Annotated in this window: 23 protein-coding genes and 3 tRNA genes; 8 read left to right on the top strand and 18 right to left on the bottom strand. The window is 70.2% G+C overall.

Annotation, left to right across the window (positions count from 1 at the left end; genetic code table 11):
• Positions 1 to 34 precede the first annotated feature (34 nt).
• The 5 genes from ACFY1H_RS12235 to rplJ all read right to left on the bottom strand — a co-directional run bounded on the left by ACFY1H_RS12235 (position 35) and on the right by rplJ (position 2,974).
• Entirely contained in the window at positions 35 to 1,255 is a 1,221-nt protein-coding gene (locus ACFY1H_RS12235; RefSeq protein ID WP_366575835.1) for an ATP-binding cassette domain-containing protein, read from the bottom strand.
• The gene (locus ACFY1H_RS12230; protein WP_366575837.1) at positions 1,255 to 1,389 is read right to left on the bottom strand and encodes a hypothetical protein; all 135 of its coding nucleotides are present in this window, start codon (positions 1,387 to 1,389) and stop codon (positions 1,255 to 1,257) included. Before ACFY1H_RS12230 ends, ACFY1H_RS12235 begins: the two co-directional genes overlap by 1 nt.
• Positions 1,390 to 1,585: 196 nt before the next feature.
• Complete coding sequence (locus ACFY1H_RS12225; protein WP_366575839.1) at positions 1,586 to 1,831, bottom strand: hypothetical protein; 246 nt, start codon at positions 1,829 to 1,831, stop codon at positions 1,586 to 1,588.
• A 153-nt stretch (positions 1,832 to 1,984) separates the two neighbouring features.
• On the bottom strand, positions 1,985 to 2,371 hold the full coding sequence (gene rplL, locus ACFY1H_RS12220) for a 50S ribosomal protein L7/L12 (RefSeq protein ID WP_364045171.1): 387 nt from the start codon (positions 2,369 to 2,371) through the stop codon (positions 1,985 to 1,987).
• A 48-nt stretch (positions 2,372 to 2,419) separates the two neighbouring features.
• A complete protein-coding gene (gene rplJ, locus ACFY1H_RS12215; RefSeq protein ID WP_386946357.1) occupies positions 2,420 to 2,974 on the bottom strand; it encodes a 50S ribosomal protein L10 in 555 nt (184 codons plus the stop codon).
• A 327-nt stretch (positions 2,975 to 3,301) separates the two neighbouring features.
• Here rplJ and ACFY1H_RS12210 point away from each other — a divergent pair, with 327 nt between their 5' ends.
• The gene (locus ACFY1H_RS12210; RefSeq protein WP_386946355.1) at positions 3,302 to 4,357 is read left to right on the top strand and encodes a hypothetical protein; all 1,056 of its coding nucleotides are present in this window, start codon (positions 3,302 to 3,304) and stop codon (positions 4,355 to 4,357) included.
• Here ACFY1H_RS12210 and ACFY1H_RS12205 read toward each other — a convergent pair.
• A complete protein-coding gene (locus ACFY1H_RS12205; protein ID WP_386946353.1) occupies positions 4,290 to 5,033 on the bottom strand; it encodes an IclR family transcriptional regulator in 744 nt (247 codons plus the stop codon). The two genes, ACFY1H_RS12210 and ACFY1H_RS12205, sit on opposite strands and share 68 nt — an antisense overlap.
• Before the next feature lie 82 nt (positions 5,034 to 5,115).
• On the opposite strand from ACFY1H_RS12205, the gene ACFY1H_RS12200 reads away from it, so the two are divergent.
• Complete coding sequence (locus tag ACFY1H_RS12200) at positions 5,116 to 6,303, top strand: CaiB/BaiF CoA transferase family protein (protein ID WP_386946351.1); 1,188 nt, start codon at positions 5,116 to 5,118, stop codon at positions 6,301 to 6,303.
• On the opposite strand, the gene ACFY1H_RS12195 is transcribed toward ACFY1H_RS12200, so the two are convergent.
• The 6 genes from ACFY1H_RS12195 to ACFY1H_RS12170 form a co-directional block, all read right to left on the bottom strand.
• Entirely contained in the window at positions 6,255 to 7,067 is an 813-nt protein-coding gene (locus tag ACFY1H_RS12195; protein WP_386946349.1) for an alpha/beta fold hydrolase, read from the bottom strand. The genes ACFY1H_RS12200 and ACFY1H_RS12195 overlap by 49 nt on opposite strands.
• Before the next feature lie 70 nt (positions 7,068 to 7,137).
• The gene (gene rplA / locus ACFY1H_RS12190) at positions 7,138 to 7,857 is read right to left on the bottom strand and encodes a 50S ribosomal protein L1 (protein WP_220246051.1); all 720 of its coding nucleotides are present in this window, start codon (positions 7,855 to 7,857) and stop codon (positions 7,138 to 7,140) included.
• A gap of 207 nt (positions 7,858 to 8,064) precedes the next feature.
• Positions 8,065 to 8,499: a 50S ribosomal protein L11 gene (rplK, locus tag ACFY1H_RS12185; protein ID WP_204091731.1), complete on the bottom strand. Its 435-nt coding sequence runs from the start codon at positions 8,497 to 8,499 to the stop codon at positions 8,065 to 8,067.
• A gap of 80 nt (positions 8,500 to 8,579) precedes the next feature.
• Complete coding sequence (gene nusG / locus ACFY1H_RS12180) at positions 8,580 to 9,470, bottom strand: transcription termination/antitermination protein NusG (protein ID WP_386946346.1); 891 nt, start codon at positions 9,468 to 9,470, stop codon at positions 8,580 to 8,582.
• A gap of 79 nt (positions 9,471 to 9,549) precedes the next feature.
• Positions 9,550 to 9,984 (bottom strand): preprotein translocase subunit SecE, encoded by a 435-nt coding sequence (gene secE / locus ACFY1H_RS12175; protein ID WP_360597598.1) that lies wholly within the window; start codon positions 9,982 to 9,984, stop codon positions 9,550 to 9,552.
• Positions 9,985 to 10,016: 32 nt separating this feature from the next.
• Positions 10,017 to 10,089: transfer RNA gene (locus ACFY1H_RS12170), tRNA-Trp, on the bottom strand.
• Between the two features lie 459 nt (positions 10,090 to 10,548).
• Between ACFY1H_RS12170 and ACFY1H_RS12165 the strand changes: the two genes are divergently transcribed.
• Together ACFY1H_RS12165 and ACFY1H_RS12160 are read left to right on the top strand one after the other, a co-directional pair.
• Positions 10,549 to 11,454, top strand: coding sequence for a TIGR03619 family F420-dependent LLM class oxidoreductase (locus ACFY1H_RS12165; protein ID WP_366575854.1), 906 nt, complete (start codon positions 10,549 to 10,551; stop codon positions 11,452 to 11,454).
• A 57-nt stretch (positions 11,455 to 11,511) separates the two neighbouring features.
• Positions 11,512 to 12,414 carry an SGNH/GDSL hydrolase family protein gene (locus ACFY1H_RS12160; RefSeq protein ID WP_366575856.1) on the top strand — a complete coding sequence of 301 codons (903 nt, stop codon included), beginning with the start codon at positions 11,512 to 11,514 and terminating at the stop codon, positions 12,412 to 12,414.
• Positions 12,415 to 12,419: 5 nt separating this feature from the next.
• Here the strand turns inward: ACFY1H_RS12160 and ACFY1H_RS12155 are convergent, their stop codons facing one another.
• The 6 genes from ACFY1H_RS12155 to ACFY1H_RS12130 all read right to left on the bottom strand — a co-directional run bounded on the left by ACFY1H_RS12155 (position 12,420) and on the right by ACFY1H_RS12130 (position 16,612).
• On the bottom strand, positions 12,420 to 12,818 hold the full coding sequence (locus tag ACFY1H_RS12155; RefSeq protein WP_366575858.1) for a MaoC family dehydratase: 399 nt from the start codon (positions 12,816 to 12,818) through the stop codon (positions 12,420 to 12,422).
• On the bottom strand, positions 12,815 to 13,264 hold the full coding sequence (locus tag ACFY1H_RS12150; RefSeq protein WP_386946343.1) for a MaoC family dehydratase N-terminal domain-containing protein: 450 nt from the start codon (positions 13,262 to 13,264) through the stop codon (positions 12,815 to 12,817). The genes ACFY1H_RS12155 and ACFY1H_RS12150 overlap by 4 nt, the downstream gene beginning before the upstream one ends.
• Before the next feature lie 145 nt (positions 13,265 to 13,409).
• Positions 13,410 to 13,574: a 50S ribosomal protein L33 gene (gene rpmG / locus ACFY1H_RS12145; protein ID WP_020668467.1), complete on the bottom strand. Its 165-nt coding sequence runs from the start codon at positions 13,572 to 13,574 to the stop codon at positions 13,410 to 13,412.
• Positions 13,575 to 13,623: 49 nt separating this feature from the next.
• Positions 13,624 to 13,696, bottom strand: a tRNA-Met gene (locus ACFY1H_RS12140).
• 132 nt (positions 13,697 to 13,828) lie between these two features.
• Positions 13,829 to 13,901: transfer RNA gene (locus ACFY1H_RS12135), tRNA-Thr, on the bottom strand.
• 77 nt (positions 13,902 to 13,978) lie between these two features.
• Positions 13,979 to 16,612 carry a bifunctional diguanylate cyclase/phosphodiesterase gene (locus ACFY1H_RS12130; RefSeq protein WP_285970697.1) on the bottom strand — a complete coding sequence of 878 codons (2,634 nt, stop codon included), beginning with the start codon at positions 16,610 to 16,612 and terminating at the stop codon, positions 13,979 to 13,981.
• A gap of 252 nt (positions 16,613 to 16,864) precedes the next feature.
• Between ACFY1H_RS12130 and ACFY1H_RS12125 the strand changes: the two genes are divergently transcribed.
• The 4 genes from ACFY1H_RS12125 (at position 16,865) to lon (ending at position 22,133) form a co-directional block, all read left to right on the top strand.
• Positions 16,865 to 17,803, top strand: a complete 939-nt coding sequence (locus ACFY1H_RS12125; protein WP_386946341.1) for a GNAT family N-acetyltransferase — start codon at positions 16,865 to 16,867, stop codon at positions 17,801 to 17,803.
• 124 nt (positions 17,804 to 17,927) lie between these two features.
• Positions 17,928 to 18,776 carry an SAM-dependent methyltransferase gene (locus tag ACFY1H_RS12120; RefSeq protein WP_386946339.1) on the top strand — a complete coding sequence of 283 codons (849 nt, stop codon included), beginning with the start codon at positions 17,928 to 17,930 and terminating at the stop codon, positions 18,774 to 18,776.
• Positions 18,773 to 19,609, top strand: a complete 837-nt coding sequence (locus ACFY1H_RS12115) for an SAM-dependent methyltransferase (protein ID WP_366575864.1) — start codon at positions 18,773 to 18,775, stop codon at positions 19,607 to 19,609. Before ACFY1H_RS12120 ends, ACFY1H_RS12115 begins: the two co-directional genes overlap by 4 nt.
• Before the next feature lie 121 nt (positions 19,610 to 19,730).
• Entirely contained in the window at positions 19,731 to 22,133 is a 2,403-nt protein-coding gene (gene lon, locus ACFY1H_RS12110; protein ID WP_366575866.1) for an endopeptidase La, read from the top strand.
• Positions 22,134 to 22,169 lie beyond the last annotated feature (36 nt).

The raw sequence follows: 22,169 nt of genomic DNA, 5'->3' as shown, positions 1-22,169 counted from the left end.
CCGGGGATCTTCTTCGCCGGCGCTGCGTTCGAGCTCACGCGCCACCCGGCCCGTTGCCGGTCCGGCCGAAGTAGCCGCCGCCCGGTCCTTGCGGGTTGGCGTCGCCCGGGATGCGGGCGACCTGGTCGGCGGGCAGCTGGCCCTGGTGCTGGTTCGGCACCGGGCCGCGGTCGGTGATCCGCGGGATCTGCTGCGTGTCCTCGGGCCCCGGGCGGCGGGCCGGCGCGTGGACGTTCGCTTGGACGTTCGCTTGGACGTTGTAGTGCCGCTGCTCCTCCGGCGTGAGGGACTCGATGATGCCCTCCTGCGCGTTGGCCGGGAGCGTGTGGAGGATCCGCATCACGCGGTCCATCCGGCGGCGGGCGCCCGCGCGCTCCGGCAGGCCGGGGCTGGGCTGCATCTGCGGGACGACCCCGCGGACGTCCTCGTCGGGCGAGCCGTCGGAGTGCCCCGCCGCGGCTTCGGCCTCCTCGCGCGCCATCGTGGCGGTGTCCTTCTCCTCGGACATGCCGATGGGGCCGCGCTTGCGGCCGTTGAGGAACTGCTCGACCACGGGCTCGTCGCTCGTGAGCAGCACCTCGCGGGGGCCGAACATCACGAGCTCCTTGCGGAACAGCATGCCGAGGTTGTCGGGCACGGTGCGCGCGAGGTTGATGTTGTGGGAGACGATGAGGATCGTCGCGTCGATCTGGGTGTTGAGGTCGATGAGCAGCTGCGAGATGTACGCGGTGCGCACGGGGTCCAGACCGGAGTCCGGCTCGTCGACCAGGATGATCTGCGGGTCGAGCACCAGAGCCCGCGCGAGGCCCGCGCGCTTGCGCATACCGCCGGAGATCTCGCCGGGCAGCTTCCGGTCGGCGCCGGCCAGGCCCGTCATCTCCAGCTTCTCCTGGACGATGCGGCGGATCTCGGACTCGGACTTCTTGGTGTGCTCCCGCAGCGGGAAGGCGACGTTGTCGTACAGGTTCATCGACCCGAACAGCGCGCCGTCCTGGAACAGGACGCCGAAGAGCTTGCGGATCTCGTAGAGCTTGTGCTCGGAACACGTGACGATGTCCACGCCGTTGATCACGCAGCGGCCCTTGTCGGGCTTCAGCAGGCCGATCATGGACTTGAGGAACACCGACTTGCCGGTTCCCGACGGGCCGAGCATCGCGGACACCTCACCCGGGGGCAGCGTCAGCGTCACGTCCCGCCAGATGGTCTGCCTGCCGAAGGACTTCGTCAGACCTTCGATGACCACCTCGGCGCCCATCACACCTCCAGGAGCTGTTCCGCGTCGTCGCGCACCGCCGCCCCGCGGCAACTGGCAGCGGAGCCCGCGCCGATGCGCGCCGCGATCTCCGCGTCAACCAGGTGCAACGAGCTGAGTGCGAACAGGTTACTCACCAGTTTTCCGCCCTGGCGAGGCCGGTGAGCACCTCACCCGTTCGTGGCCTTGTCCGGTGACTGCTGGCAGCACGGTAGTGCACGTCACTCAGTGACGCAGATCCAGATGGCCCAAACGGCCTCACTCCGTCGGGCTAACAGGAGCAAACGGAACAGATCGACAACGAACTCGACGTGATCGAGTGCTGGGCCTTGGTCACCCGGCGGCGATGGCGATCCCGCAGATCACGGACGCGACGAGGCCGAGCACGGCGATCGTGGTGAGCACGAGGAGGTAGCGGCGGATGGCGACCTGCTGGGCCACCAGCTCGACGAGCAGGCGCTGCACGTGGGCCTGGTTGTGGCCGGCTTCGGCAGATTCCTTGAGCCTCTTCTGCACTTCGTCGGGATGGAGGTCGCTGGTCGAGTAGTAGCGCGGCAAGGCGGCGGTGCCGTCGGTCATGGGCAGCCCTTCTGATCACGGTGGGTGGTGTTCGGGAAACCGCTTCGCCGACCTTGATTGTTACGCGTCTTGATCAAAAGGAAAGGGGCGGGCATCCGAGTGGATGCCCGCCCCTTCAACGAGGTGGTGCGGTAGGCGCTTGCGCGCCCGGGATCACTTGATGGTGATCTTGGCGCCGGCGGCCTCGAGCTTCTCCTTGGCGGCCTCGGCGGCCTCCTTGTCGACCTTCTCCAGGAGGGCCTTGGGAGCGGCCTCGACCAGCTCCTTGGCCTCCTTCAGGCCCAGGCCCGAGACGACCTCGCGGACGACCTTGATGACCTGGATCTTCTTGTCACCGGCGGACTCGAGGACGACGTCGAACTCGTCCTGCTCCTCGGCGGCGGCCGGGGCGGCACCCACGGGGCCGGCGGTGACGACGGCGGCCGGGGCGGCGGCGGTGACGTCGAAGGTGGTCTCGAACTCCTTCACGAAGTCCGACAGCTCAAGAAGGGTGAGCTCCTTGAAGGCGTCGATCAGCTCGGCGGTGCTCAGCTTCGCCATGATGGCTTCCTCTCAGAAAAACGAACTCGACGTTCGGGGTGGGGGTGATCAGCTCTCGGCGGGTGCTTCGGCTGCTTCGGTACCGGCGGCGCCGCCCTGCTTCTCCTGCAGCGCGGCAGCCAGGCGGGCGACCTGGGACGCCGGCGCCTGGAACAGCGCGGCGGCCTGGGACAGCTTCGCCTTGAACGCGCCCGCTGCCTTGGAGAGCAGGACCTCACGGCTGTCGAGATCGGCGATCTTGCTGATCTCGTCCACGGACAGCGCTTTGCCGTCCATGTAGCCGCCCTTGATGACAAGCGCGTTGTTGTCCTTCGCGAAGTCGCGAAGCGCCTTCGCGGCGTCGACCGGCTCACCTTCGACGAAGGCGATCGCGGTGGCACCGACGAACAGGTCGTCCAGACCCTGCACACCGGCGTCCTCGGCGGCACGCTTCACGAGGGTGTTCTTCGCGACCCGGTACTTGGCACTGGTGCCGAGAGCGCGGCGCAGCTGGGACAGCTGGGACACGGAGAGGCCGGTGTACTGGGTAACGACGGTGGCCGAGCTGCTGCGGAAGCTCTCCGCGATCTCGGCGACGGCCGCCACCTTGTCGGGCTTCGCCATGGTCGCCTCCTCTCTTGGCTAGTGGATTCCACTGGTCCTTCGAGAGCCCTCTGAGACGAAAAAACGCCCACGCGCAGTCAGCACGGGGCGTCACACGGCGTTTCCCCGAGGGGAAGCCGAACCTCATTCCTCCTGCGCGGGCCGCCCGCTCATCTCGCGGGACCTTCGTTCCGAGCGCCGTGGAGCACCCGGAAAACCAGCGGTCTTCGGTAGAACCGTCGTCAACTATACGTGAGGGCTTTCCCGCCTTTCGCCCACCCCCCTGCCTGACCAGCGACAAGCCGCCCGGACTCGGGGATTCACCGCCGAGCGGGCATCATTGGTGACGTGGCGGAGCAGCGTGATCACGGACAGCCGGACAACCCCACCGGCCCCGGCCCCCAACCTGCCGACGGCACGCAACCGGTTCCGGGCGGGTTGCCGCAGCCTTCGGGGCAGTCTGGTTCCGGGCAGTGGCCAGGTTCGCAGCAGCCTTCAGCGCCGGGGGTTCCGCAGAACGGCCTGCCGTCGGGCTCGCCGCCCCCCGCCGCGGAGCCGTCGCATCTGCCCGCGCTGCCGCAGCCATCCCAGCCCGCCCAGGGCGAGCCGCAGCTGGACGCCGCGCAGCTGGAGCAGTTCCGCCAGTTCCAGCAGTTCCAGGACTACCTCCGCTTCACCCAAGCCCAGCAAGGCAACCAACCCGCCCCCACGCCCGACGCCGGCCTCGTCCCCGCGGGCTCCCGCCAGCCGCAGACCCAGCCGGGCTGGCAGCCGCCCGTCCCCCCGGGCCCGCCCGGCGCGTTGGCGCCCTACGAGGAACCCCGCCGTCGCCGCCCGGTGCCCCGCTGGCTCAAGCGCCTCGGCGGCAAGATCCTGGGCTGGGTGATCGTGCTGGTGATCCTCGGTATAGCCGCCACGTGGGCCTACCGCCACTACTTCCCCAGCGACGAAGGCAAGTCCTCGGCCCAGATCGCGGCCGAAGGCGGCGGGACCTACCACACGAACCACATCTTCTCGACGAATCCGTACGAGGCCGTCCGCTTCGTCTACCACAACATCGCGCAGGGCCTGGTCCAAGACGCGTGCGGCCGGTTCGACGAGCCCATCCAGACCAAGTTCGCCCAGGACGTCGGCCAGCCCGACTGCAAGGTGGCCGTCGAGAAGCTGCACGCGCAGGTCACCAACGAGAACGACTACGCCGAATCACTGCCCTCGTACGTCTCCGGCCCCCCGCCGGCGGGCGTGGTGACCATCGACTCGTGCGACTTCACCATCTCCGGCGGCCCGGCACTGGGCGTCTTCACCGTGTCCCAAGTGGACAAAGGTCAGTGGCTGATCACGGGCCACTCGCCGGGTCCGGAGAAGTGCGGGCCCGCGTCGAGTTCCACTCCCCCAACGTCCTGACCAGATCCGGCAGCCGCGCCTCGACCACTTCGGACGGTGCCGCCAGCGCCACAGCCGCCACGACGCGCCCCGACTCGGTGACCGGCACAGCCACGGCGGCCATCGTCTCCATGGCGTGCCCGGAGTCGACCACGGCGTAACCCTGCTCGCGGATCTCCGCCGCCTCCGCGAGCAGATCGACGCCCGTGCGGGTGTCGGGCTCCTGCGCCACCACCGCACGGCGGTCGGCTTCGGGCAGCGAAGCGAGCAGCACGCGCCCCGCCGCCGTACGCGGGAGCGCGGAGCGAAGGGACCGGGAGAGCGCGTAGTCGAATGGCTCGTCCGTGCCGGCCCAGTCGACGTACACCGCGCTGTCACCCACCTGCACCGCGAGCAGCGCCGCGCACCCGGCCGCAGAGCTCAACGAAACCAGCGCGGAATGCGACACCGACCGCACCGGCACGCGGCCGGAGCGCACCGTGAGCACGTGCGGCGCGGGGCCGAGCACGAAGTGCCGCTCCTGCTCGTCGAGGTACCCGACGGCGGCGAGGCCGTTCACCAGCTTCTGCACCGACGACACGGGCGCGTCGAGCCGCGCCGCGAGCTGCGTGAGCGTCAGCCCCGGCGCGCTGTTCGCGACCGCCTCCAGGATCGCGGCGACGCGATCGACCGTGCGGTGGTGCTGACGATTACCCATATAGGTAACAGAGTATCACATTGCGTAAATTACTTAGCCTACCTAACTTAATGGGAGAGGTTATCGATCAAGGAGGCACGAAGTGACCGAAGGCGCCCTGCACGGCATTCGCGTGATCGACCTGTCGTCCGTGGTCATGGGCCCCTACGCCACCCAGATCATGGGCGACCTCGGGGCCGATGTGGTCAAGGTCGAGTCCCCCGCGGGCGACAGCACCCGCCGCACCCACCCCCAGCGCCACGACGGCATGGGCGCGCTCGCGCTCAACGTCAACCGCAACAAACGCAGCGTCGAGCTCGACCTGAAGTCGGCCACGGGCCACGAGGCCTTCCTGCGCCTGGTGAAGACAGCCGACGTGCTGGTCACCAACATGCGCCCCGGCGCGCTGCAGCGCCTGGGCCTCGGCTACAAGCAGCTCGCGGAGCTCAACCCGCGGCTCGTCTACTGCAACGCCCAGGGCTTCCGCACCGACTCCGACCGCGCCGGCCTCGCCGCCTACGACGAGATCGTGCAGGCGTCCTCAGGCATGGCCGACCTGATGCGCCGCGCGACCGGCACGCCCACGTACGCGCCGACGATCCTCGCCGACAAGCTGTGCGCGCTCACCATCGTCTACTCCGTGCTCGCCGCCGTGGTGCACCAGCGCACGACCGGCCGCGGCCAGCGCGTGGAGGTGCCGATGGCCGACACGATGCTGGCGTTCAACCTCGTCGAGCACCTCGCGGGCCACACGTTCGAGCCCGCGATCGGGCCGATGGGCTTCAACCGGTCGATGACCGAGGGCCATCAGGCCGTGCGGACGGCCGACGGCTGGGCCTGCGTCCTGCCCTACACCGAGAAGAACATCGCCGACTTCTTCCGCGCTGCCGGACGCGAAGACCTCGCCACCGACCCGCGGTTCGGCGACCCCGCCAGCCGCGCGAAGCACTACGGCGAGCTGTACGACGAGATCGGCAAGCTGTCGCTCGAGAAGACCACGGCGCAGTGGCAGGAGATCTGCGCCGAGCTGTCCATCCCGTTCGCGCCGGTGCTGGAGCTGGAAGACGTGGAGACCGACCCGTACTACACGGGCAGCGGCCTCGTCTCCCTCGCCGAGCACCCGACGGAAGGCACGTACCGCCAGGTCGGGCCACCGATGATCCTGTCCGACACGCCGGCGTCGGTCCGCCGCCACACGCCCGCGCGCGGTGAGCACACGAGCGAGCTGCTCGCCGAGCTCGGCTACGCCGGCGAGGAGATCGCGAACCTCGTCTCCCCCGTGTCCGAGTAGGCGAAGAAGTCGGCCAGCGCCAGGGCGAACGCGGGGTCCGCGACGGCCGTCATGTGGTCGCCCGGGACGCGGACGAGGCGGGCGCCCGCGATGCCGATGGCGAGGCGCTCGGGCTGGGCCGCGAGCTGGTCGCGTTCGCCGGCGAGGATCAGGGTGGGGACGGTGATCTCGGTCAGGGGGATGGACGTGCGGCGGGAGGCGCGCAGGACGGCGGCCAGGGCGTCGACGTCGCCGCCGGTGCGGCGGGCGAGGCGGCGGAAGGGGCGGACCTGGGCGGGCACATTGGCGTGGTCGTCGGCGAGGAGGCCGTCGGCGAGCTGCTCGGGCTCGACCACGCGCGTGTCGACGCCGCCGAAGTCGATGATGCCCGCGCCGATCCCGCCGGTGGCCAGGCAGCGCACGCGCTTGTCCGTGGTGGCCACGATGAGGGCGACGATCGCGCCCATGGAGTAGCCGGCGAGGGAGACCTCTTCGAGGCCCAGCTCGTCGAGCAGGGCGGACACGTCGCGGGCCATCACGTCCTGGCCGTAGCAGGCCGGGTCGTGGGGCTTGTCCGACGCGCCGTGGCCGCGGGCGTCGAGGCCGATCACGGTGAACCCGGCGTCGACCAGGGTATGGACGACGCCGGTGCCGACCCAGTTCACGTGGGCGTCCGCCGCGAAGCCGTGTTGCAGCACGACGGGGCGACGGTGCCGCCCGTCGCCCTCCCACACCGTGTAGCTCAGGCGGAGCCCGTCGGGAGCGGTGAATGTCGTCGTCGGCATAGTGTCCATGAGACACGAAAAAAGGGCGGCCACGCACATTGCGTGACCGCCCTTTCGCGTGATGTGCGACTCAGACGGCCGCGTCCTCGCTGAGGAGGTTGCGCGTCCGCAGCGGGTCGACCGGGATGCCCGGGCCCATCGTGGTGGTGAAGGTGATCTTCTTGACGTAGCGGCCCTTGGCCGACGACGGCTTGGCGCGCAGGATCTCGTCCAGCGCGGCCGCGTAGTTCTCCACCAGCTTCTCGGTGTCGAACGACGCCTTGCCGATCACCAGGTGCAGGTTGGCCTGCTTGTCGACGCGGAAGTTGATCTTGCCGCCCTTGATGTCCTGCACGGCCTTCGTGACCGCGGGGGTCACCGTGCCGGTCTTCGGGTTCGGCATCAGACCACGCGGGCCGAGGATGCGGGCGATGCGGCCCACCTTGGCCATCTGGTCCGGCGTCGCGATGGCGGCGTCGAAGTCGAGCCAGCCACCCTGGATGCGCTCGATCAGCTCGTCCGTGCCGACCGCGTCCGCGCCGGCGGCCTCGGCCTCGGCGGCCTTGTCGCCGACGGCGAACACGATGACGCGAGCGGTCTTACCGGTACCGTGCGGCAGGTTCACGGTGCCGCGGACCATCTGGTCGGCCTTGCGCGGGTCGACACCCAGACGCATCGCGACCTCGACGGTCGCGTCCATCTTGGTCTTGGAGGTCTCCTTCGCCAGCTTCGCGGCCTCGAGCGGGGCGTAGAGACGCTCCTTGTCGATGAGCTCCGCAGCCTGGCGGTAAGCCTTGCTGTGCTTGGTCATGCTTCTGTCCTTAACTTCGAAAACGGATCAGTGTGGTGTCAGAGCCAGCACTGGCTCTCCCACGGTGTCGATTGCCTCGACTCCGTCGAGGCGGCGAGATCGCCCTGAGCCGATTTCTTCCCTCCCGATTTCGCTCGGCCCTCGGGGCCGATCGAAATCGCTCAGTCCAGAAACCGGCGCGATCTCGCGGTGGTGCTCAGGAGAAAATCAGCCCTCGACCGTGATGCCCATGGAGCGGGCGGTGCCGGCGATGATCTTCGCCGCCTGGTCGATGTCGTGGGCGTTGAGGTCGGTCTCCTTGGTCTTGGCGATCTCGCGGACCTGGTCCCAGGTGACCTTGGCGACCTTGGTCTTGTGCGGCTCGCCGGAGCCCTTCTCCACGCCCGCGGCCTTGAGCAGCAGCTTGGCGGCCGGCGGCGTCTTCAGCTTGAAGTCGAACGACCGGTCTTCGTACACGGAGATCTCGACCGGGACGACGTCCCCGCGCTGCGACTCGGTCGCGGCGTTGTAGGCCTTGCAGAACTCCATGATGTTGACGCCGTGCTGGCCCAGCGCCGGGCCGACCGGCGGGGCCGGGTTGGCCTGGCCCGCCTTGATCTGCAGCTTGATGATCGCCGCAAGCTTCTTCTTCTTGGGTGGCATTACCTTGTGTCCTTCTTACTGACGTGAGTCCCCCGCACACCTGCCAGTACGCGGGGACTGCCGGTCGGTATTCCCGACCGTCAGATCTTGGAGACCTGGGTGAACGACAGCTCGACCGGGGTCTCCCGGCCGAAGATCGACACCAGGACCTTCAGCTTCTGTCCGTCGACGTTGACCTCGGAGATCGTCGCGGGCAGCGTGGCGAACGGGCCGTCCATGACGGTGACCGACTCGCCGACCTCGAAGTCGACCTCGACGGCGCCGCCACCGGACGGCGTGGACGCCGCGGCGGCCTCGCCCTTGCCGGCCTTCGCCGGGGCTTCCTTCTCGACCTGCGGCGCGAGGAACTTCAGCACCTCGTCCACGGTGAGCGGCGACGGGCGCGAGGTCGCGCCGACGAACCCGGTGACGCCCGGCGTGTTGCGCACCGCGCTCCACGAGGCGTCGTTCAGGTCCATCCGGACCAGGATGTAGCCGGGCAGCACCTTGCGCTGCACCTGCTTGCGCTGGCCGTTCTTGATCTCGGTGACCTCTTCGGTCGGAACCTCGATCTGGAAGATGTAGTCCTCGACGTCCAGCGTCGTGGTCCGGGTCTCGAGGTTGGTCTTCACCTTGTTCTCGTACCCGGCGTAGCTGTGCACGACGTACCACTCGCCCGGCGCGGCCATCAGCTCGGCGCGCAGCGCGGCGACGGGGTCGTCGGACTCGGCGGCCGGCTCGGACTCGACGGCTTCGTCGGCCACGGCGTCGGCTTCGCTGTCGTCAGCCGCCTCGGCGTCGTCGGCCTCGGTGTCCGAGGCCTCGGCGTCGTCAGCGCTGTCTTCGACGGCTGCGTCGACCTCTTCGCCGGCGTCGGGCACCTCGACGGGCTCGAGGTGAGCGGACTCCTCGTCGCCGAGTGCCGCGTGCACCTGCTCGTCGGAAAGCTCGGTCAGGTCGCGACCGGCTCCTGTGCCGTTGTCGGAGGTCACGTTCCGTCCTCTCAGTTGATCACTTGCCGGGCTCGGGCAGGCCGGCCCGCGCGGCGCACGGTGGCGCGCCCCTTCGGCGTCAGCCGAAGACCAGCCCGATGACCTGCTTGAAGGCCAGGTCGAGGCCGCTCACGAGGGCCACCATGAACACCACGAACACCAGCACGACTGCGGTGTAGGTGACCATCTGCTTGCGGTTGGGCCAGATGACCTTGCGCAGCTCCGCCCAGACCTCGCGGACGAACCGCATGATCCGCGCGAAGACCGACGCCTTCTTCGGCTTCTGGTCCCGCTTCGGGGTCGGCGCGCCCTTGGCGTCGGCGGGCTTCGCGACCTTGTCGCCCGCCTTGCCGGACGGCCTGGTGCCGCCCGAACGCGCCTCGGACTTGCCGGACGGGCGGGCGGAAGCGCGGCGCTCACGCCGAGCCGCGGCGGTCGCCGGGCGGGACTCGACCCCGGGCTTCTCGCCCGACGCGTCCTGCTCGTGCTCGCCGCTGGCGTCGCTGTCGCTCACGACCACTCCTCCGCTCCACCAGTACCCGTACGCAGGGGTGACAGGACTTGAACCTGCAACCTGCGGTTTTGGAGACCGCTGCTCTGCCAATTGAGCTACACCCCTGTGGAACCTGGTCACCCAGGCTCCGGAGGACGCATTCCATCGTCCCCACCATCCGGCGGGGATGACCGTAGTGCGTTCCGAGTTCCGAAGTCTACGGCAAGCCGGATCGAGGCCCGCAACCGCGCCCCCCTCGTTAGTCGGGCGCCCTCGCACCGACCCCCCGATGCCCTGCTCCAGCGCGCCGGGAACGTGACCGGCGAGCGCCGCCGAGCCGTGCCAGGATGGCCGCATGCGCCCGTCCGCGATTAATCGGGAAACGACTCTCCGCACAGTGGTCAACGCGGATTCCGCGGTCGTTCATCCCGGACTCGCGAGGCACTTCGGAAGCCGCCGGAAAACCTTGCCGCACCGGGGAAATTCCGGCATCGCGGCCGAGAACCCGGTGATCCCCAGCGAGGTCCCCGGTGCGGCGCGTGATCTTCGTTGTCCCGCAAGGAAAGTCGTCCCCGAGGAGGCCCGGTGACCGCGTTGCGACTCGGACTCGCCCTGCCGCAGTACGGCAAGCTCGCCGACCCCACTGCCATCGCCGGATTCGCCGCCGCGGCCGAGGATCTCGGCTACGCTTCGCTGTGGGTCGGTGACCGCGTGCTCACCCCGCTCGAACCCTCGGACCTGTACCCGGGAGGCGGGACACCGGAGCGGCCGTACCCGCCGGAGTTCATCCACTTCGTCGACCCGTTCGTCGCGCTGACGGCCGCCGCCGGCGCCACGAAGACCGTGCGGCTGGGCATGAGCACGCTCTCGGCGCCCGTCTACACGCCGGTGCTGCTCGCTCGGACGCTCACGTCGCTCGACCTGCTCTCCGGCGGCCGCCTCGACGCCGGGTTCGGCCTCGGCTGGCTGCGCGACGAGTACACCGCCACCGGCGCGCCGTGGGCCGGGCGCGGCGGCCGCCTCGACGAGCTGATCCAGGTCCTGCGCACGCTCTGGACCGCCGACCCCGCGGGCCACGACGGCGCGCACTGGCAGATCCCCGATTCGCACGTCGGCCTGCGGCCCGTGCAGACCCCGCACCCGCCGATCCTGCTCGGCGGGATGTCCGAACGCGCCCTGCGCCGCGTCGGCACGAGCGCCGACGGCTGGCTCCCGACGCTGCTGCCCCCGCAGTACCTGCACCGGATGTGGGCGGTGATCGCCGACGCCGCCACCGAAGCCGGCCGCGACCCGGCGACGCTGCGGCGCCCGTTGCGCGTCAACCCGCGCGAGGGCACGCCCGTGGTGACCGTGGCCGACCTCGCGTCGGCGCTGAAGGGTGCCGCCGACGAGGGGTTCACCGAGGCGTTCGTGGACCTGCACTACATCGCCGACGGCGTCGAGCACGCGCTGGACCTGGCCGAACAGCTGCGCGCCGCCGTCGACCGGTAGGGGTCTCACCCGGATACCCGTCGTCACGCGGGGTCGCGGACCGGTAGAAACGATCAGGTGGCAGCGAAGAAGCGCGGCGGATGCGGGTTGCTGATCCTGGTGGTCGTGGTCGCGCTGCTCGGGGTGGGGTACTACAAGTCGAAGCACGGGTCGTCGACCGAGCCGCCGGCCGGCGCCGGTACGGGTGGTGGCTCGGGCCGCTACGTGGCGCTCGGCGACTCGTACACCTCCGCGCCGCGCACGGGGAAGGCGGCGGGCACGCCCGCGGGCTGCGACCGTTCGGACAACAACTACCCGCACCTGGTGGCCGCGAAGATCAAGCCCGCGCAGTTCGTGGACGTCAGCTGCAGCGGCGCCACCACGGCCGACCTCACGGGCTCCCAGTCGACCCACAACGGCACGAACCCGCCGCAGCTGGACTCCGTGACGTCGGCGACCACGCTCGTGACGCTGGGCATCGGCGGCAACGACGTCGGGTTCATCGCGCTCGCCCCCAGCTGCGCCACCTCGCACCGCGACGGCGCGCCCTGCCACGACCGGCTCACCGCGGGCGGGCACGACCAGCTCTCCGACCGCATCGACGCCGTCGCGGGCAAGCTCGGCGCGGTGCTCGACAAGATCCACGCCCAGGCCCCGAAGGCCCGGGTGGTCGTGGTCGGCTACCCCACCGTGCTGCCCGACGGCGACGGCTGCTGGCCCGCGATCCCCGTCGGGTCCGGCGATGTCGCGTACTTGCGCGACTCGCTGAAACACCTCGACGACGTGCTCGAAGAGCAGGCCAAGACCCACAACGCGGGCTACGCCGACACGGCCGGGCCGAGCAAGGGCCACGACGTGTGCACGGGCTCCGGCACGCGCTGGGTGGAGGGTCTGGTGCCGACGTCGGCCGCCGCCCCGCTGCACCCCAACGCGCGGGGTGAAGCGGGCATGGCGACGGCCGTCGAGTCGGTGGTGAGCTGAGCGCGTTACGCGCGGACGAGCGCCTGCGGCTTGCCGAGCACGGTCTTGCCGTCGAACTTCACGACCAGGTCCAGTCGGGCGACGCCGTCGTCGGAGATCGCGCCGACCTTGCCCGTCATCTCCACGAGGGCGCCCTCGGCGTCGTCGGGGACCGCGACGGGGCGCGTGAAGCGGGCGCTGAAGTCCAGCAGGCGCGAGGGGTCGCCGAGCCAGTCGGTGACGACACGGCCGGCCAGGGCCATGGTGAGCATGCCGTGGGCGATCACGTCGGGCAGGCCGACTTCCTTGGCGAAGCGCTCGTTCCAGTGGATCGGGTTGAAGTCCAGCGCGGCGCCCGCGTAGCGGACCAGCTGCTCGCGCGTGACGCGCACCTGCAGCGAGGGCAGTTCGTCGCCGACGTTCACGCGTCCTCCCCTCGCACCACGAGCTGCGCGCGGGTGGTGCAGACCAGCTTGCCGTCGGCGTCGGTGATGCGGGCGCTGACGTTGATGAAGTCGTTGCCGGCGCGGGCCATGATGTTCTCGATGGTCGCGCCGATCTCCAGCACGTCACCCGCGTGGACGGGGCGCTCGTAGGTGAAGCCCTGGTCGCCGTGGACCATGCGCGAGTAGTCGAGCCCGAGCTCCGGGTCGGCCACGATCCCGTTGACCTTGGGCAGGTTCAGGAGCGTGAGGAACGTCGGCGGCGCGACCACGTCCGGGAACCCGGCCGCGCGGGCCGCCTCCGGGTCGCAGTAGATCGGGTTGGGGTCCCCGATCGCCTCGGCGAACTCGAGGATCTTCTCGCGGCTCACCGCGTACTTTCCGGCCGGCGGATAGCTCCGCCCGGCGAACGACTGGTCCAAAGGCACCCGCTGAGGCTAGCCGACCCGGGACCGTTGTCCGAGAGGTCCCCGGACGTGCCCTCGGCCGGCCCAAAACTGGCCCTGAACAGCGAAAAGCCGCCCCGGCGCTGGGCCGGGACGGCTGTTCGAAGCTGGACGAGAACCGCTAACGTCAGCGGGTCTCTTTGTGAGTCCGGTGCGTACCGCAGTTCGGGCAGAACTTCTTCATCTCCAAGCGGTCCGGGTCGTTGCGCCGGTTCTTCTTGGTGATGTAGTTGCGGTGCTTGCACTCCTCGCACGCCAGCGTGATCTTGGGTCGCACGTCGGTGGCAGCCACAGCGTTTCCTTCTCTCTCAGATCCGGGGGCCAGCCCCGTCGTTACCGCGTAGCGGTGGCCGGACTTGAACCGGCGACACAGCGATTATGAGCCGCTTGCTCTGCCAACTGAGCTACACCGCCCTAACCACGCCCAACCCCGGGGGGTCCAGGGGGCGAAGCCCTCTGGCGGAGGCCTGGGGGTTCGACCCCCAGATGGACGCCGCGAAGCGAGCTAGGCTTGCGTTTTCCGCAAGCATAGCTCGTTCACTCGCGAGCCCCTTTACGGAATCGAACCGTAGACCTTCTCCTTACCATGGAGACGCTCTGCCGACTGAGCTAAAGGGGCCTGCCTCTGTGAGGACTTGAAAAGATTAGCAAGGGCGTCACCCATGCGTGCACGGGGGTCCGCCTTGCCGCAAAACCTCAGGTCAGCAGGGTCAAGACCGTCTCCGAGTGCCGGCCCGGCGACCGCGCCGTGCGGGCCTGCAGCCAGGCCTCCAGGCGGTCCTCGGGCAGCGGTCGCGAGATCAGGTAGCCCTGGGCGACGTCACACCCCATCGCCTCCAGCTGGTCACGCGCGACGTCCTCTTCGACGCCCTCCGCGACCACCGTGAGGCCCAGCGAGTGGCCCAGCTCGACAATCGAGCGCACCACGGCGAGGTCACCGAGGTCGGTGCCCATGCCGAGCACGAAGCTCTTGTCGATCTTCACCTGGTCCACCGGCAGCTGCCTCAGGTACGCGAGCGACGAGTAGCCCGTGCCGAAGTCGTCCACGGCCAGCACGATGCCCAGCGAGTGCAGCTCCCGCAGGATCGGCAGGGCCTTCTGCGGGTCGGACATCACGCCGGACTCGGTGAGCTCGAACGTGAGCAGCTCGGGCGGCACGTCGTAGCGCTCCAGCTCGCGCTGGACCTTCGCCGGGAAGTCCTCGTCCGCCAGGTTGCGCACGGACAGGTTCACGGCCGCGGAGATGCGCAGGCCCTCGTCGAGCCACTTGCGCACGCGCTTGAGCGAGGCCTCCAGCACGAACGACGTCAGCACGCCGATGAGGCCGGCCGCTTCGATGGCGGGCACGAACTCGTCGGGGCCGAGCCGGCCGAACTCCGGGTGCACCCAGCGCACGAGCGCCTCGACGCCCTGCACCTGACGGTTCGGCAGCGTGATCTTCGGCTGGTAGTGCACGGACACGTGCCCGTCCTCCAGCGACTGCCGGAACTGCGTCACCATCTGGAAGCGGCGCAGGAAGATCTGGCCCATGCTCGGCACGTAGCCGCGCACCTCTTCGCCGCCGCGGGTGGCGCGGACGGCGACGTCCGCGCGCTGCAGCAGGCCGTCGACGTCCACGGGCTCGCCGCCGTCCTCGGTGGAGGTGGTGGCGTAGCCGATCATCGCGTTGGCTTCGACCGAAAGCCGGTCGACGGGGTAGGGCGCCGAGAGCTGCACGCGCAGGCGTTCGGCCGCGGCGTGGGCGTTCTCCGGCGTGCAGCCCACGAGCAGGGCGGCGAACGACGCGCCCTCGAGACGGGCGAGCGGCACGTCCGGGCCCAGCGCGTCGCGGATCCGGCGGCCGGCAGCGATCACCATGCGGTCGGCCCACGAATAGCCCAGCGCGTCGCTGACGGTCGAGAAGACGTCGAGGTCGATGCGCAGCACCACAGCGTTGGCGAAGTCGCGCAGCGGCTCCTTGGCGACCTGCTGGAAGCCCGGCCGGTTGAGGTGGCCGGTGAGCGGGTCGTGGTAGGCGTCGTGGCGCAGGGTCGCGAGCAGGCGCCGGTTGTCGAGCGACGTCGCGAGGTGGCTGGCCATCGTGCCGAGCAGCTGCACGTCGTACTTGCCGAAGCCGCGCCAGCGCGACAGCCGGTCGTGGGCCTCGACGACGCCCAGCAGCTGGTTGGCGCTGCGCAGCGGCACCACGAGCGCCTCCTGCGCGCCGCGGTTGAGCAGCGCCGCGCGGACGTCGGGGTTGGCCTCGGTGATGCGGAAGTGGCGCACGTGGGCGCCGGGCAGGCGCTGCAGCGGGTCGTCGGCGTTCGGGTCGACGGGCGGCAGCTCGTCGCCGGCCACGACCACGCGCATGGTGTCCTTGGCTTCCAGGCGCAGTCGCAGCACGACGCGGCCGGCGGCCAGCTGGTCCTTGATCCGTTCGGCGATCGTGGCCCACTCGCGCACGTCGACGCCGCCGACGAGCTCGTCGGCCCGCCCGGCCGGACGCGCGGCGGCCTGCTGGCCCGAGCGCGCGACCATGAGGCTCACGTCGGACAGCGCCTCCATGTCCCGCTGCTCGCGCAGCAGGTCGGAGTAGGCCCAGTACAGCGCGGTGAGCCCGAGGAACACGGCCAGCACCAACGGCCACGCCTGCGGGGTGTTCGCGATCACGAGGTAGCCGGACAGGCCCACCGACGCGTTCACGAAGCCCACCACGAGGATGCGGCCGGTCAGCCGGATCGCGGTGCTCACGCGCATGCGGCGGCGCAGCACGCGCACGGCGGCCAGCGCCAGCAGCGTGCTGACCAGCGGCGCGGTGAGCGTGCCCGCCAGCGCGGCGACCCACGGCATGGCCTCGCCGCCGCCCACGGCCTGCTTCACGAGCCCCGCCACGGCGAACGCGCCGGTGATCTCGAGCAGGAACGCGCCCGCGTTGTAGAGGACGCGTCCGGCGACCTTGCGGGCCAGCAGCGTGCCGATGCCCGCGACCAGGTGCGCGGCCAGCACGACCTCGAACGGAGCAACGAAGAAACCGATTACCAGCGGAATTTCGGTGAACGAGATCGTCCACGAAATGCCGCTTCGGACGTCGACGTTGATGCCCAGCTGTTCGGCGAGCAGGAACGCCAGCGCCAGCACTGGTCCGATCCACCAGAGTTTGGCCGAGCCGTGAAAGGGCAACCAGGAACCGACCGCGAAGGCGGTGATCAGACCCAGGCCGAGAACGGCGAAGGTGTATATGCGGAACCGGCGTTCGTCCGTGCGGGCCTCGGTGAAGGTCCCGGAAACGGCGCCCCCCTTGGCCTGTTTCGCCGCTGGGGCGGCATCAGGCCTGCCGTTGCTGTCCGGCATCCGACCTTCCTTCCCGGCTGCCCACCGGTCGCGCTCGTCAGTGACGTCAGGTGTGGACAAGGGCCATACCGTACCCCGGAGGGCGTACCCGTGTCCCTTTCGAGACAGTAGGAGATCACCCCAGGGTTAACAATGGGCTTGTGGCGCTGACCTGCGTGGACCAAGGAGTGAAACTCCCCGTTCGTGCCTGATTCGGCGGCCCGGGGTGTGTTCAGGGGTTCTGCCGAGTCCAGCGGGGCGACAATGAAGTACATGCACAACGACGTGACAGCCACCGGGCACGCGGCGCGGATCGCCACGGTGGACGCCCTGCTCCCCGCACCCCTCCCCTTCGAAGTCCACGACGACGCCACCATCCTGTCGGCGCAGGTCGGAGACACGACGGCCGCCGGTCTGGCCACCAGCACCGAGCTCGGCCCCGACAGCTCCCAGTCCATCTGGCGGGCCCTGACCGAGCACCGGCTCGAGGTCCAGCTCGCCGGCCCCGACCCCGCCGCCGGCCTCGACGCGTTGCTCACTCGATGGGATGAACACCTGTCGACCATCGCCCGCCCGGGGGATCCCGAGTGCTCGGCCGTGGTCTCCCGGCCCAGCCGCGACATCGCCGGTGTGACCGAAATGCTGCGCCACGGCTTCGCTCCGGTGGGCGTGATCGCCGTCCGCCCGGCCCAGCGCATGGCCGCCGCGGGGCCGGCGACGACCCCCGGCGTCTGCATCCGCCACGCCACTCCGGACGACCTCGACACCGCCGTGCACCTCATGCTCGAACTCCAGCGCTACGACGCGCAGTTCGGCCGCGTGACCGTGCGGCCGGGCATCGACGAGCTCGTGGGCAAGGAGCTCCTGCGGCTGCTGGAGCGGCCGGAGCCGCAGGTGTGGATCGCCGAGCTGTACGGGCAGGCGCTCGGCCTGGCCGTGCTGCAGATGCCCGACGAGACGGCCTGGATCCAGCACCGGGTGGCCGCTTCGCGGATCGGCTACCTGTCTTCGCTTGCAGTCTCGGAGGCCGCGCGGTCGGCCGGTGTGGGTACGGCGCTGGCGGCCCACGCGCACCAGGTGTTCGACGAGGCCGGTGCGGATGTCGTGCTGCTGCACACAGCAGTGCTGAACCCGCGGTCGACGCCGTTCTGGTACGCGCAGGGGTACCGGCCGTTGTGGACGGGGTGGCAGCGCAGGCCCGCGGTCCGCTGATCCGTGGCGTGCGCGAGCTCGTCCAGCGGGTCGTCGGCGCCGGGGTGGTGATGCGGCTCGGTCCGCGGGAGATCATCACCGTTGCTCGCTAGGCTTGGCCTTCGGCGACGAGGGGAGATCCGACGTGAGCGAGCAGCCGGCGGCCGCGCCGAAGGCGCCCGAGGGCGTGGACACCGAGAAGCCCTCGGCGGCGCGGATCTACGACTGGTACCTCGGCGGCACGCAGAACTGGGCCGTCGACCGCGAGTTCGGCCGGCGCGTGGAGCAGCAGTGGCCGCTCGTGCGCCCGGGCGCGAAGCAGAACCGCGAGTTCATGAACCGCGCGGTGCGCGCCGCGCTCAAGGCCGGGATCCGGCAGTTCATCGACCTCGGCTCCGGGGTGCCGACGGCCGGCAACGTCCACGAGGTCATCGAGGCCGAGCTGGACGACGACGACCGCGCGACCGTGTTGTACGTGGACTACGAGCCCGTGGCCGTGGCCCACGCGACGTTGATCCTCGAGGAAGAGGCCGCCACCGACTGGGCGGGCATCCTGCAGGCCGACATGCGCGACCCGAACGCCGTGCTGCGCTCGCCGATCACGCGGGAGTTCATCGACTTCTCCCGGCCGGTGTGCCTGCTGATGATGGCGGTGCTGCACTTCGTCGGCCCGGACGACGACCCCGAGGGCCTCGTCAAGGCCTACCGCGACGCGCTCGCGCCGGGCAGCTGGCTGTCGATCTCGCAGATGAGCGAGGGCGACGGCGACGGGCCGGCGCTCGAAGGCCTGCGCTGGTTCGTGGAGCAGTACCGCAAGACCAGCAACCCCGTCTGGATGCGCGACCGCGACGACATCGTGCCGTTCTTCGGCGGGTGGCCGTTGCTGGAGCCGGGCATCGTGCACCTGCCGGACTGGCGGCCGGAGCGTGAGCTGAACGCGGTGGAGGCCGAAGCCAGACCGTTCGCGTGGTGCGGGGTCGCGGAGAAGCCGTGACCGCGCCGGACGCGCCGGCCGGGGTGGACATCGAGAAGCCGTCGGCCGCGCGCGTCTACGACTGGTACCTCGGTGGTTCGCAGAACTGGGCCGTCGACCGCGAATTCGGCCGGCGCGTGGAGAAGGTGTGGCCGCTGATCCGGCCCATCTCGCGGCAGAACCGGGCGTTCATGAACCGCGTGGTGCGCGCCGCGCTCGACGCCGGGATCCGGCAGTTCGTGGACCTCGGCTCGGGGGTGCCGACGGCGGGGAACGTCCACGAGATCGTGCGCGAGCGGCTGCCTGAGAACGAGCGCGCGTCCGTGGTGTACGTGGACTACGAGCCGGTGGCCGCCGCGCACTCACGCGTGATCCTCGAACGCGAGCACGCGGGCGACTGGGCCGGCCTCGTGCAGCGCGACATCCGCGACCCCGTGGCGCTGTTCGCCGACGAGACCACGCGGCGGCTCGTGGACTGGTCCGAGCCTGTGTGCCTGCTGATGATCACCGTGCTGCACTTCATCGGCCCCGACGACGACCCCGACGGGCTCATGGCGACCTACCGCGCGAAGCTCGCCCCCGGCTCCTGGCTGGCCGTGACCCACGGCACCTGCCGCGACGACGCGCCACCCGAGCGCGCGGCCGAGGTGAAGGCCTTCATCGACGCCTACCGCGACACCTCCAACCCCGCCTACCTGCGCTCGGACGCCGAGATCCTGCCGTGGTTCGGCGGCTGGCCCCTGCTGGAACCGGGCCTGTCCGCGCTGCCGGACTGGCGCCCCGACCAGCCGGTGTCAGCGCTGGAGGCGGAGACCCGGCCATTCGCCTGGTGCGGGGTCGCGGAGAAGCCGTGACGGGGCCCACGTGCCTCTGACCTGCGAAAACAGCTGATCGCTGCCAGCGAACACTCCCCGGGAAACAAACCCGCCCCACGGATAGTTGAGCAAGGCAGACTCAACTAATCGAGGAGTGCACATGTCAGATCCCCGCCTCCTGCCCGTTCTCCCGCTCGATGACGACGTCGTGCTGCCGGGCATGGTGGTCCCGCTCGACCTCACCGACGCCGAGACCCGGGGCGCAGTGGAGTCCGCTCAGGCCAAGACGCCCGCGACGGCGTCGTTCCCCGGCATCCGCTCCGGCGCGGCCACCAAGGCCGAAGTGCTGATCGTCCCCCGCATCCACGGCGAGTACGCCGAGATCGGCACGGTCGCCACCGTCGAGCGCATCGGCCGGGTTCCCGGCGGCAAGGCCGCCGTTCTGCTGCGCGGCACCGGCCGCGCCGTGGTGGGCCGCATCGCGGACGGTCCCGGCGCCGCGCGCTGGGTCCACGCCGACGAGGCCACCGAGTTCACCGACGACCGTTCGGCCCAGCTCGCGTCCGAGTACAAGGCCGTGGTCATCTCGCTGCTCCAGCAACGCGGTGGCTGGCAGATGATCGACGCCGTCCAGCAGGTCGAGGAACCGTCCGCGGTGGCCGACCTGTCGGGCAACGCGCCGTACCTGGCCACGGAGCAGAAGATCGAGCTGCTCACCACGCTCGACGTGAGCAAGCGGCTCGAGAAGGCCATGGAGTGGAGCAAGGAGTACCTCGCCGAGCTCGAGGTGACCGACACCATCCGCAAGGACGTCCAGGAGGGCATGGACAAGCAGCAGAAGGAATTCCTGCTGCGCCGCCAGCTCGAGGCGATCCGCAAGGAGCTCGGTGAGCTCGACGGCAGTGACAAGGACGACGACTACCGCGCCCGCGTCGAGGCCGCCGACCTGCCCGACAACGTGAAGAAGGCCGCGCTGGCCGAGGTCGACAAGCTGGAGCGCACCTCCGAGCAGTCGCCCGAGGGCGGCTGGATCCGCACCTGGCTCGACACCGTCCTCGAGCTGCCGTGGAACGAGCGCACCGAGGACGTCTACGACATCGCCGCCGCGCGCGCCGTGCTCGACGCGGACCACGCGGGCCTCGACGACGTCAAGGAACGCATCATCGAGTACTTGGCCGTGCGCAAGCGTCGCGCGGAATCGGGGCTCGGCCCGGTCGGCGGACGCCGTTCGGGTGCCGTGCTCGCCCTCGCGGGCCCTCCCGGTGTCGGCAAGACGTCGCTGGGTGAGTCCGTGGCGAAGGCCATGGGACGCAAGTTCGTGCGCGTCGCCCTCGGTGGCATCCGGGACGAGGCGGAGATCCGCGGGCACCGTCGTACGTACGTCGGCGCGCTGCCGGGCCGCATCGTGCGGGCCATCAAGGAGGCCGGCTCGATGAACCCGGTCGTGCTGCTCGACGAGATCGACAAGGTCGGCGCCGACTACCGCGGCGACCCGACGGCCGCCCTGCTTGAGGTGCTGGACCCGGAGCAGAACCACACGTTCCGCGACCACTACCTCGAGGTGGAGCTCGACCTGTCCGATGTCGTGTTCCTGGCGACCGCCAACGCGCTGGAGACCATCCCCGGCCCGCTGCTCGACCGCATGGAGCTCGTCACCCTCGACGGCTACACCGAGCACGAGAAGGTGACGATCGCCCGTGACCACCTGCTCCCGCGCGAGCTGGAGCGCGCCGGCCTCGCGACCGGCGACGTGGTGATCACCGACGCGGCGTTCAGCCGGATCGCCGCCGAGTACACCCGCGAGGCGGGCGTGCGCGACGCGAACCGGACGATCGCCAAGCTGCTGCGCAAGATCGCGACGAAGGTGGCTCTCGACGAGACCGCGCTGCCGGTGTCGCTGGACGCCGCGGACTTGGAGACCTACCTGGGCCGCCCGCGCCACGTGCCGGAGTCGTCCCTGCCGACCTCGACCCAGCGCACGTCCATCCCGGGCGTCGCGACGGGCCTGGCCGTGACCGGCGCCGGTGGTGACGTCCTCTACATCGAGGCGTCGCTGGCCGACCCGGAAAGCGGCTCGACGGGCCTTCAGCTCACCGGTCAGCTCGGTGACGTGATGAAGGAGTCGGTGCAGATCGCGCTCTCGTACCTGCGCTCGCACGGCGCGGAGCTCGAACTGCCCGTCAGCGACCTGAAGGACCGCGGCATCCACGTCCACGTCCCCGCGGGCGCGGTGCCGAAGGACGGCCCCTCGGCCGGCGTCACCATGACGACGGCTCTGGCGTCGCTGCTGTCCGGCCGGGTCGTGCGCGCCGACGTGGCAATGACCGGCGAGGTCTCGCTGACCGGCCGCGTGCTGCCGATCGGCGGGGTGAAGCAGAAGCTGCTCGCCGCGCACCGCGCGGGGATGAAGACGGTGATCATCCCGCAGCGCAACGAGCCGGACCTGGACGATGTGCCCGCCGAGGTGCTGTCGCAGCTGGACGTCCACGCTGTGGCGAACGTCCGTGAGGTGCTGGAGCTGGCGTTGACGCCTGCTTCGTCGGAGGTTCCGCAGGCTGCGTGAATCTTGCCGTGAACGGCCCCCGTTTCCCTTGGGAAC

It is taken from the genome of Amycolatopsis sp. NPDC001319, from assembly GCF_042896185.1.
Taxonomy (GTDB): Bacteria; Actinomycetota; Actinomycetes; order Mycobacteriales; family Pseudonocardiaceae; genus Amycolatopsis.
Note: the sequence above shows the minus strand (reverse complement) of the source record. Positions and strands in the feature narration are given on the sequence as shown.

What these genes read in the sequence shown, in the direction of transcription:
- ACFY1H_RS12205 (WP_386946353.1), bottom strand. Translation starts at nt 5,033, where the DNA reads ATGGGTAATCGTCAGCACCACCGCACGGTCGATCGCGTCGCCGCGATC.
- rplK (WP_204091731.1), bottom strand. Translation starts at nt 8,499, where the DNA reads ATGCCACCCAAGAAGAAGAAGCTTGCGGCGATCATCAAGCTGCAGATC.
- ACFY1H_RS12125 (WP_386946341.1), top strand. Translation starts at nt 16,865, where the DNA reads ATGCACAACGACGTGACAGCCACCGGGCACGCGGCGCGGATCGCCACG.
- lon (WP_366575866.1), top strand. Translation starts at nt 19,731, where the DNA reads ATGTCAGATCCCCGCCTCCTGCCCGTTCTCCCGCTCGATGACGACGTC.
- rplL (WP_364045171.1), bottom strand. Translation starts at nt 2,371, where the DNA reads ATGGCGAAGCTGAGCACCGCCGAGCTGATCGACGCCTTCAAGGAGCTC.
- ACFY1H_RS12130 (WP_285970697.1), bottom strand. Translation starts at nt 16,612, where the DNA reads ATGCCGGACAGCAACGGCAGGCCTGATGCCGCCCCAGCGGCGAAACAG.
- rplA (WP_220246051.1), bottom strand. Translation starts at nt 7,857, where the DNA reads ATGACCAAGCACAGCAAGGCTTACCGCCAGGCTGCGGAGCTCATCGAC.
- rplJ (WP_386946357.1), bottom strand. Translation starts at nt 2,974, where the DNA reads ATGGCGAAGCCCGACAAGGTGGCGGCCGTCGCCGAGATCGCGGAGAGC.
- ACFY1H_RS12195 (WP_386946349.1), bottom strand. Translation starts at nt 7,067, where the DNA reads ATGCCGACGACGACATTCACCGCTCCCGACGGGCTCCGCCTGAGCTAC.
- ACFY1H_RS12225 (WP_366575839.1), bottom strand. Translation starts at nt 1,831, where the DNA reads ATGACCGACGGCACCGCCGCCTTGCCGCGCTACTACTCGACCAGCGAC.
- ACFY1H_RS12235 (WP_366575835.1), bottom strand. Translation starts at nt 1,255, where the DNA reads ATGGGCGCCGAGGTGGTCATCGAAGGTCTGACGAAGTCCTTCGGCAGG.